This window comes from Pseudoalteromonas luteoviolacea, from assembly GCF_018100925.1.
Lineage (GTDB): Bacteria > Pseudomonadota > Gammaproteobacteria > Enterobacterales > Alteromonadaceae > Pseudoalteromonas > Pseudoalteromonas obscura.
Genome location: NZ_JAGJEH010000031.1, coordinates 1 through 7,519, shown reverse-complemented (window position 1 = coordinate 7,519; position 7,519 = coordinate 1). Strand labels below are relative to the sequence as shown.

At 44.4% G+C, this 7,519-nt stretch carries 14 protein-coding genes; all 14 read left to right on the top strand.

Going from position 1 to position 7,519, the window contains the following annotated elements; all coding sequences use genetic code 11:
• The first annotated feature begins 190 nt into the window (after positions 1-190).
• The 14 genes from J8M00_RS27830 to J8M00_RS27765 all read left to right on the top strand — a co-directional run bounded on the left by J8M00_RS27830 (position 191) and on the right by J8M00_RS27765 (position 7,462).
• Positions 191-451 carry a hypothetical protein gene (locus J8M00_RS27830; RefSeq protein ID WP_211013621.1) on the top strand — a complete coding sequence of 87 codons (261 nt, stop codon included), beginning with the start codon at positions 191-193 and terminating at the stop codon, positions 449-451.
• A gap of 81 nt (positions 452-532) precedes the next feature.
• On the top strand, positions 533-742 hold the full coding sequence (locus J8M00_RS27825) for a hypothetical protein (RefSeq protein ID WP_211013620.1): 210 nt from the start codon (positions 533-535) through the stop codon (positions 740-742).
• A 70-nt stretch (positions 743-812) separates the two neighbouring features.
• Complete coding sequence (locus tag J8M00_RS27820) at positions 813-986, top strand: hypothetical protein (protein WP_211013619.1); 174 nt, start codon at positions 813-815, stop codon at positions 984-986.
• Between the two features lie 203 nt (positions 987-1,189).
• Entirely contained in the window at positions 1,190-1,597 is a 408-nt protein-coding gene (locus J8M00_RS27815) for a hypothetical protein (protein ID WP_211013618.1), read from the top strand.
• A 72-nt stretch (positions 1,598-1,669) separates the two neighbouring features.
• Positions 1,670-1,981, top strand: a complete 312-nt coding sequence (locus J8M00_RS27810; protein WP_211013617.1) for a hypothetical protein — start codon at positions 1,670-1,672, stop codon at positions 1,979-1,981.
• Between the two features lie 191 nt (positions 1,982-2,172).
• On the top strand, positions 2,173-2,625 hold the full coding sequence (locus J8M00_RS27805) for a hypothetical protein (protein ID WP_211013616.1): 453 nt from the start codon (positions 2,173-2,175) through the stop codon (positions 2,623-2,625).
• Positions 2,622-2,936 (top strand): hypothetical protein, encoded by a 315-nt coding sequence (locus J8M00_RS27800; protein WP_211013615.1) that lies wholly within the window; start codon positions 2,622-2,624, stop codon positions 2,934-2,936. Before J8M00_RS27805 ends, J8M00_RS27800 begins: the two co-directional genes overlap by 4 nt.
• Positions 2,937-3,035: 99 nt before the next feature.
• Positions 3,036-3,812 (top strand): SAM-dependent DNA methyltransferase, encoded by a 777-nt coding sequence (locus tag J8M00_RS27795; protein WP_211013614.1) that lies wholly within the window; start codon positions 3,036-3,038, stop codon positions 3,810-3,812.
• A gap of 222 nt (positions 3,813-4,034) precedes the next feature.
• Positions 4,035-4,436 (top strand): hypothetical protein, encoded by a 402-nt coding sequence (locus tag J8M00_RS27790; RefSeq protein WP_211013613.1) that lies wholly within the window; start codon positions 4,035-4,037, stop codon positions 4,434-4,436.
• Between the two features lie 83 nt (positions 4,437-4,519).
• Complete coding sequence (locus J8M00_RS27785; RefSeq protein WP_211013612.1) at positions 4,520-4,723, top strand: hypothetical protein; 204 nt, start codon at positions 4,520-4,522, stop codon at positions 4,721-4,723.
• A 190-nt stretch (positions 4,724-4,913) separates the two neighbouring features.
• Positions 4,914-5,846: an ArdC family protein gene (locus J8M00_RS27780; protein WP_211013611.1), complete on the top strand. Its 933-nt coding sequence runs from the start codon at positions 4,914-4,916 to the stop codon at positions 5,844-5,846.
• Positions 5,847-5,890: 44 nt separating this feature from the next.
• Positions 5,891-6,460: a hypothetical protein gene (locus J8M00_RS27775; protein ID WP_211013610.1), complete on the top strand. Its 570-nt coding sequence runs from the start codon at positions 5,891-5,893 to the stop codon at positions 6,458-6,460.
• An 82-nt stretch (positions 6,461-6,542) separates the two neighbouring features.
• Complete coding sequence (locus J8M00_RS27770) at positions 6,543-6,917, top strand: hypothetical protein (RefSeq protein ID WP_211013609.1); 375 nt, start codon at positions 6,543-6,545, stop codon at positions 6,915-6,917.
• A 179-nt stretch (positions 6,918-7,096) separates the two neighbouring features.
• Positions 7,097-7,462 carry a hypothetical protein gene (locus J8M00_RS27765; RefSeq protein ID WP_211013608.1) on the top strand — a complete coding sequence of 122 codons (366 nt, stop codon included), beginning with the start codon at positions 7,097-7,099 and terminating at the stop codon, positions 7,460-7,462.
• Positions 7,463-7,519 lie beyond the last annotated feature (57 nt).

Genomic DNA, 7,519 nt, shown 5'->3' with positions numbered 1-7,519 from the left:
CCCGGAGTGACCAGTGGCATTGGTCACATAGTAGCGGTGGCCAGGTTACTTCTGTGTGACCATGAATGCTGTTGTTGCGATTATTGTTTGATCAACCTATGATATACGGAACTGTACATGAAATTATGGCGAGCCACGTTGTGGCTCATGCCATAATCGTCCGGCTCGCATCACTCAATGGAGTAATGCGATGCTACTAGCAACTTTTGTAATCTGTTTCTTTGCTTTTTGTTTGTTTGTAATCATCAAATCAAATTTGAAGCCTAAAACGACAGAAGAAATCGAAGCTAAAGACGAGTCATCATGTGCGGTTGATCCTGAGCTGGCAGACTTTGAATTAGGTCTAAAGCGCGACATTGAAACTTTCCTTTCTGGAAAGCCAAAATCGAAGCGCAATGCTGGTAAAAAGGGTTCAAAGCATGTTCGTAAGAACGGTGGCTTGAACAAATAGGGTGGGCTTTTGCTCGGTACCTATAGCGCAATTTAGCGCAAGATGCACCTCGATCTATCTCAGGGGTTGAAAGGAGGCCTTATGGCTGAAGTAAAAATCGGTTGGTATCACATTGAGGAATCTTTTGAGGCTGATGGAACCATTGATATGGCTATCAGGGACAAAAGAACCAATGAGCTTGTAGCTTTTCAGATTGATAGTCTGGAAGATTACGATAAGATCATTGACTTTCTTGATCAGAACCGCCAACTAGGTGTGTTGTCCAAGCTCAATGTAGCAAACGGCAACTAAACGTCAGGGGTAAGAAGTTACACTACTTGTTAGTGTAACTTCACCCTGGCGGTGTTTTAAGGTGAGAGACATGAATTCAAAAGATGGTATCTCTAAGCCGACCAAAGATCTGCAATCCTTCCTTGAATCCCTTCCCAGTGCCCGCAATGTTCGGGTTTATACAGATCAAGAGCAAAAACACCTTGATTTAAAAAACGAAACAGTAGCCGTCCGTAGATCGGTCATTCGTTCCAAAAACAGTTGAAAAGGCTGTTTCGATCTAATTTTATTACTAATTTTGCAGCTTCATTACATGGTGTTTTGATTGAGCGCCATGATTGTATGTGTTATTTTTATACTGTTTGGTTGCCGGTTCGTTTTGTGATGCTCTATAGCGGTGCACAAATTGAATGGAGGCTTCAAACGATATAGGCGCACCTCGGCCAGGGTCAGGGGTAGGAGAGCAAGATGGGTAATGTGAATCAGAATAACCAGAGCAATGTAGAGCTTCCAAAACTTCGCGGTTCCAGGAAGCAGTTAGGTTGGGCATATAAGATCCGTGATCGGTTTGCTGAAAGCAATCCGGGATCAGACTTATTAACTAACGAACTTGAAGCAAAGTTCTGGATCGACAACAAGAAATCACTAATTGGTGATGAAAAGTTGCCGAAGGCACTTCCGCAGTTGTCGGGTAGTGAAAGCCAGGTTAAGTGGGCTTTTGCTATTCGGTCTAAATTTGCTGATGTGTTTCCTGAGAGCGCATTACTACGCTCTCATACTGACTCAAAGTTTTGGATAGAGAATCGACGTGTGTTCGATTTCGCTGTTCTTGGCTTTAAGCTGGCTCCAACCGGGGATGCTAGTCAGGAAAAGTGAGTCTGAGCATTGTTTCAGACACACTTGAAAAAGCCGTTCAATGAGCGGCTTTTTTTTAATGTGGTGAAAATAATGGCAAGCCCAAAAGTGAATGTAGAAACAAACGAAAAACCACTCGACAAAAATGCGCTTGATGAATTGATACGGTTTTCAGGATATGCCGTAGATATGATTTTGCAGTATGTGCCGGATGATAAGGGGTATTTTTTAATATACGCGAAGTACCATAAGGGACAGGTGACTCGCCAGGTGTATACCCAACGCAATACACCACGAAAATTTAAGGACGTTCAACGTGCAATCGACTGGGGTAAACGCATTGGTTTTAAGTCGATCACACTTTCAATTGAATACACTACCTACCCAGATCCAGATTCCAAATAAGCCATACCGGGTTACGTCAGTCTTTATCATTTTTGATTGAGCTAATCCGGTTCAGCTCATTACCAAAAAAGCCTTTTGACAGTGATGTTTCATTGCTTACAATGAAGTTATCAGGGTGGGCTTTTGCCTGGTACCTGAGTGCATTCAAGCACAAGACGCACCTCGGTCTTTTACAGGGGTAGGAGAATGAAATGGGATCTATTACTAAATCCAGTACCGGCCTTGTGGCCGTTAGTTACAACAAGGCAAGTTTGAGTGAAGTGGATGAGCAAGTGTTTAAGTATGCGGTTGCATCTTTTTCACACTTAGTCCAACGAAATCAAAAGCTTTGTTTTGCTCAATTTGGTGAGCTTGTTCAACAACATTATGTTGCTGAAGGGAAAACCAAACTGTGTCTTGAAGCAATAGAAAAAGCGGCGATCAATCACCGCTATGTTTGTAGCTTTGAGTACCGAAACCCAGTGAGCGATTCAATAGAATCAGCTGATGCTGTGATTGAGGTAGAGCAGTGGTATCAAGTCAAACCGGCACTGGAAAGGCAGGTAAACACGCAAGTCACTTCTCTTGAATTCAAGGGAGTGTCCTGCGTTTACCGAAAAGGTAGTTTCTCTTATGACGCTAAGCGTCAGGAGGTGAAACTATGAGATCGCCATTTCAGGAAGGTGTTGATTCACTAAAAGCAGGTAACTACTACTGTAGCCTTAATCCATACTGCCAAGCTTCGAATCCAGCGGAGCATGAGCAGTGGGGTAAGGGTTGGTATTCGGCGTATCGTGAAGCTTCTCGGCAGAGCGATAATGAATACCAGGTTACTTGGGTGGGGATGGATGGTTCGTACAATGAGGACGAATTTTCATCCCTTGAAAGAGCACAGCAACACGCTGTGTGTATTTCAGAACATGGAGGTCATAGCATTACTCTCTCTGATGTAGAGGGTAATGACTACGATTTCTAAGACAAAGCCACCTTCGGGTGGCTTTTTTTTGGTACATTAACAGGGCGCAGAAACGCGCACAGACGCACCTCGGTCTTTCTCAGGGGTAGGATGAGTATTATGGCTAATCCCCATATACGGGCGTTCACGCGCCTATTTAGCGAGACGGCACGTTATCACAATCGCTATACGGTGTTTGCTGATTTCTGTGAACTAGCTGCAATATCGATTCAAAATGCTTTTTTGAAGTCTGATGAGCTGGAGCAGGAATACCTGAAGATTGTTGAGCGGTATGAGAAGGATGATGCTGTCCGTATGTCACATTTGCTTGCTGAAGTTGTTATGGGGTTGGAAGTTGCCCCTTGTGACTTCTTAGGCAGTGTATACATGGAGTTGGAGTTAGGGTCTAAACATTTAGGGAGCTATTACACCCCGTTTGAGGTTGCTTTGCTCGGCGCAAAGTTGACTTTTGACAATGGTGAAAAGCTACTTAAAGAAAGACCTTTCATAACGCTTCATGAACCGTGTGTCGGTGCGGCAGCGTATGTGATCGCTTTTGCACAAGTAATGTATGAGCGGGGATTTAACCCACAGCAACAGTTGTGGGTGAGCTGTATTGATATTGATCCGGTAGCTGCAAGGATGGCTTATCTTCAACTTGCACTACTGGGGATACCGGCTGAAGTTGTAGTTGGAAACTCATTATCAATGAAGTTCACCAAGGTAATGCGAACTCCCGCGCACTACCTCGGCTTATGGGATTCAAAACTTCGCCGTCACTGGTCGAATGATGATGCTCACAATGCTGAGATTGTTGAGGATGCGCCTACGGCGGTACCTCAACCGATGGTTGTCATTGATAAAGGGCAAATGTCCCTATTTGAAGTGTCGGCCTGACATCAAGCCACCCTCGGGTGGCTTTTCTTTTGCTAGTTAATTGGATCGTACTATCCACTTTCTATCCCCCATCTTTCGCTAGCGAAATTGATCATTTAGAATGAAGGAGCAGGGTGGGCTTTTGCCTGGTACCTGTGATTGGCTCCCGGAAACGGGAATTGTGACCAGTGCATGACTGGCCACAAGGCCAGTCGGTGCACCTCTACCTAAAGGGGTTGAACGATGATTAATACACCAAATGAACTATCTGCCGCACTTCAAAAAACACGTTGCCAGGTTCGAGTGACAAAATCGCTCTATTGGCATTTTCTTGAGGTGTTACCACCAAGAGCAATGGGGTCTAACTTTTTCATTTTCCAAGAAGGTGATGGAGAAAGACTACAGTTCACTCGTTATGGTGATAGTTACTATTGCCATTTACTTGGCGATTACTTGGTGACAGAGGATTGGAAAATTCATACCGCAGTCAGTAGGCATGATGTCAGTCAACCGTTTAAGGTGCTGTTCATTTTTACAGATAGTGAAACTTGCGACACTCCTGAAGAATATCAGGATTTTGTCGGCAAAGAGTTTTTCACAATATCTGAGTTTGCAGACGCGATGAAGGTTTCATTCCGTGTTTAGATAGGGTGGGCTTTGCTCGGTACCTATTCGCGCACTTCAGCGCAAGATGCACCTCGGTCTTTTTCAGGGGTGGAGCAAGATCTATGGCAAATGAAAAGCCATACTGTATCGTCACTGAAGATGATGCGATCCTGGTTAAGGATTTAACTCTGGCAGAGGCCGAACAAAGGCTGTGTCGTTTGTTAAATCGTGGCGAGGACTGTTACATCGGTGAGACTGAAGCCTATACCGTCGAAATCGGTGTTTCAGGCGAACGCTTACCAATACCAGCACAGACCTCAAAGTAGGTTATTGTGCAGAGCCACCTTCGGGTGGCTTTTTACTTTCTGGCGAATGCGTCAGTGATCGGATAACATACAAAGAACAGGGTAGGCTTTGGCCTGGTACCTGTGATTGGCTCCCGGAAACGGGAATTGTGACCAGTGCATGACTGGCCACAAGGCCAGTCGGTGCACCTCTACCTAAAGGGGTTGAACGATGAAAAAAGCGACTCGTACTGATATTCAGCAAGCCGTAACTGACAGCATCATTGCAAAAATTGAAGCAGGCGATGTGTTGCCTTGGCAGTGTCCCTGGACAAAAACTGGGGAACAGCCAATACCGTACAACTGGCTAACAAAGCAGTTTTACAGTGGCATCAATATCCTGATCCTTTGGATTCGCGCAATGGAGTGTGGTTATTCAACAAATTCCTGGTTGACTTTCAAGCAGGCACAACAGTTGGGTGGCAAAGTCAGGAAGGGTGAAAAGGCCGTACAGTGTATTTTCGTCAAGCCAATTGAGGTGGAAGATGAAAACTCTGAGCGTGGCACTGATGATAATGGTAAAAAAATCATTTTGTGTCGCAAGGCTTTCTCTTTGTTTAACGTTGAACAGGTCGAGGGATTAGAAAATCTTCCCGTAGATCCTGAACAGCCTGAATATGACGAGACTGAAAGCGTTGCTGCAATAAACCGTGTTGCTGAGGTTTATTGTGCCAACACTGGTGTTGAAATTCGGCATGGTGGTGACAAAGCTTACTACTCACCGGCTCTCGACATCATCAAGTTGCCTACAACCTTCCACGATGGGGGAGGTTATGCGGCAACATTGGCACATGAGCTGATTCACAGCACAGGCCATAAAGCACGTTTTGATCGCTTCGACCAGCAGGCTGAAGCGTTCAAAGGCTTTAAAGAAGCATACGCTTTTGAGGAGTTGATCGCAGAGCTTGGAGCTGCTTTTGCTTGTGCTGAACTTGGAGTCCAGGGACAGCATGAACAACATGCAAGCTATCTTGATAGCTGGCTTCGAGTTCTGAAAAACGACAAAACCTTTATTTTTAAAGCGGCAGCAGCGGCAAGTAAGGCTCATTCCTACCTCATGCGGGGTGGTATTGAGTCTGAAAGATCAATTGCTAATGTCGCGTAACTGAACGGTTTTCCGTTCTTCTGGTTCCCGGTAATGGGAATTCAATGATCAGTGTACTACTGGTCATTGATGACCAGGGTGCACCTCTACCTAAAGGGGTTGGAAATATGCGTTACACATTTACGTCTGCACAAGAGGCGCACGACTTCGCTTATGACAAAGGTGTTCCGTTTACACGGATCAGAAACTTGTCAGAAATGAATTCTCGTGAGCTAACTGGGCTTCGTATACAGGGGGATTGGGTGTTAGGAATCAGCACTCAATATTGTTCTGATGATGAAGGCCGTCAGTGGTACCCAGTAGACCGGGAATACATATCACTGGACAGTTTTCGGATGGAGAACAATGAGCTTGTGAAAAAGCGGAAGGTTCGGATTTTGGAGTATTACTGTTATCAGTTATCCCATGATCCAACTCAGGTGATTCACCTGGAAGAGTTGTCAAAGGTACCGCTCAGCACTCAGCTGATGCACTTAACCGGAGACAATTATTCATCGCTGGCGTTTCATAATGAGGATGATGAAAACAGCCTTCGGGCCGGAAATATCATCGTTCATAAAAAAACGCAGCAACGCTTTTTTGTACCAGCTGCACCGCTGGATCGCTTTGAGTAATACAGGGTGGGCTTTTGCCTGGTACCTGAGTGCATTTAGCACAAGACGCACCTCGGTCTAATCCAGGGGTTGGAGTCGGAAAATGGAAAAAATGCTTGTAGACGCTCAGTTGTTGGAAGACTGCTTATATGCGTTTAATGAAATTCCCAATCGTCATCTTGGCAATGGGAAGCAGACTTACGACCTAGCTGCAAAGCTTGGTCGGGCTGTCAAAGAACGAAAGCAGAATGAAGATAATGAGGTACTTCAGCAATACGTCGATTCATTGGCTATGACACTGATACGAAATGTTAATGTGCCTTGTCGATGGAAGGATGTTCCATGTTTGAGTAGTCAAGTAATGACTGTTCAATCTGTTGTAAAGGCGCTCAACTTGGTTGATCGTTTTAACTACAACATGGATATGCTTGGCCGAGAAGACTTAGTTCTTCTTCCAGCCAACACAGAAGCCGCTTAATGCGGCTTTTTTTATGCTTTGTATATCAATGGGTTACAGTTATTGATGAGTTTTTTGGTTGTTTCAGGCTTTCTTGTCGATGAAGAGTGATTTATAGTTTTTCAATGCAAGGTGGGGTTTCCTGGTACTTGCATTCAATTATGGCGCGCCTCGGCTTAAATCAGGGGTGGAGAAAGGAAATGAGTAAGCATGAATCTAAAGCATTTTTGGGCGAAATTCGTCAAGCTGGTGACAATATCTTTGTTGATATTGCACTACCGAAAAATGTTAAAGAGGGTGAAAGCAAGGTTTATCAGTATGCTTCTTGCTACGTTGATAAATCTTTGTCTAAAGCTTTTTCTGGATTGATGGCAGCACAGACGATAACGCCTGCTACTGCGAACGAGAAGAAAAAGGCTAATCATCCGTTCACTGCTATCCCTGTGGATGTAGTGATCAATGACTTATTCTTTGAGGTTAAGGATGGCTATCTGAATGGAACTGGTATTTTAAAATCCATTTCAATCAGTGCACCGGACTATAAACCAAAGAAAAAAGAAGAATGATCCATTCTGTGATCTTTACTTCTTAGAAAGCTGTCTTCGGACAGCTTTTTTTATATC

Bases quoted from the DNA above. Each gene is read 5' to 3' on its own strand.
- J8M00_RS27830 (WP_211013621.1), top strand. From the start codon at position 191: ATGCTACTAGCAACTTTTGTAATCTGTTTCTTTGCTTTTTGTTTGTTT.
- J8M00_RS27825 (WP_211013620.1), top strand. From the start codon at position 533: ATGGCTGAAGTAAAAATCGGTTGGTATCACATTGAGGAATCTTTTGAG.
- J8M00_RS27820 (WP_211013619.1), top strand. From the start codon at position 813: ATGAATTCAAAAGATGGTATCTCTAAGCCGACCAAAGATCTGCAATCC.
- J8M00_RS27815 (WP_211013618.1), top strand. From the start codon at position 1,190: ATGGGTAATGTGAATCAGAATAACCAGAGCAATGTAGAGCTTCCAAAA.
- J8M00_RS27810 (WP_211013617.1), top strand. From the start codon at position 1,670: ATGGCAAGCCCAAAAGTGAATGTAGAAACAAACGAAAAACCACTCGAC.
- J8M00_RS27805 (WP_211013616.1), top strand. From the start codon at position 2,173: ATGGGATCTATTACTAAATCCAGTACCGGCCTTGTGGCCGTTAGTTAC.
- J8M00_RS27800 (WP_211013615.1), top strand. From the start codon at position 2,622: ATGAGATCGCCATTTCAGGAAGGTGTTGATTCACTAAAAGCAGGTAAC.
- J8M00_RS27795 (WP_211013614.1), top strand. From the start codon at position 3,036: ATGGCTAATCCCCATATACGGGCGTTCACGCGCCTATTTAGCGAGACG.
- J8M00_RS27790 (WP_211013613.1), top strand. From the start codon at position 4,035: ATGATTAATACACCAAATGAACTATCTGCCGCACTTCAAAAAACACGT.
- J8M00_RS27785 (WP_211013612.1), top strand. From the start codon at position 4,520: ATGGCAAATGAAAAGCCATACTGTATCGTCACTGAAGATGATGCGATC.
- J8M00_RS27780 (WP_211013611.1), top strand. From the start codon at position 4,914: ATGAAAAAAGCGACTCGTACTGATATTCAGCAAGCCGTAACTGACAGC.
- J8M00_RS27775 (WP_211013610.1), top strand. From the start codon at position 5,891: ATGATCAGTGTACTACTGGTCATTGATGACCAGGGTGCACCTCTACCT.
- J8M00_RS27770 (WP_211013609.1), top strand. From the start codon at position 6,543: ATGGAAAAAATGCTTGTAGACGCTCAGTTGTTGGAAGACTGCTTATAT.
- J8M00_RS27765 (WP_211013608.1), top strand. From the start codon at position 7,097: ATGAGTAAGCATGAATCTAAAGCATTTTTGGGCGAAATTCGTCAAGCT.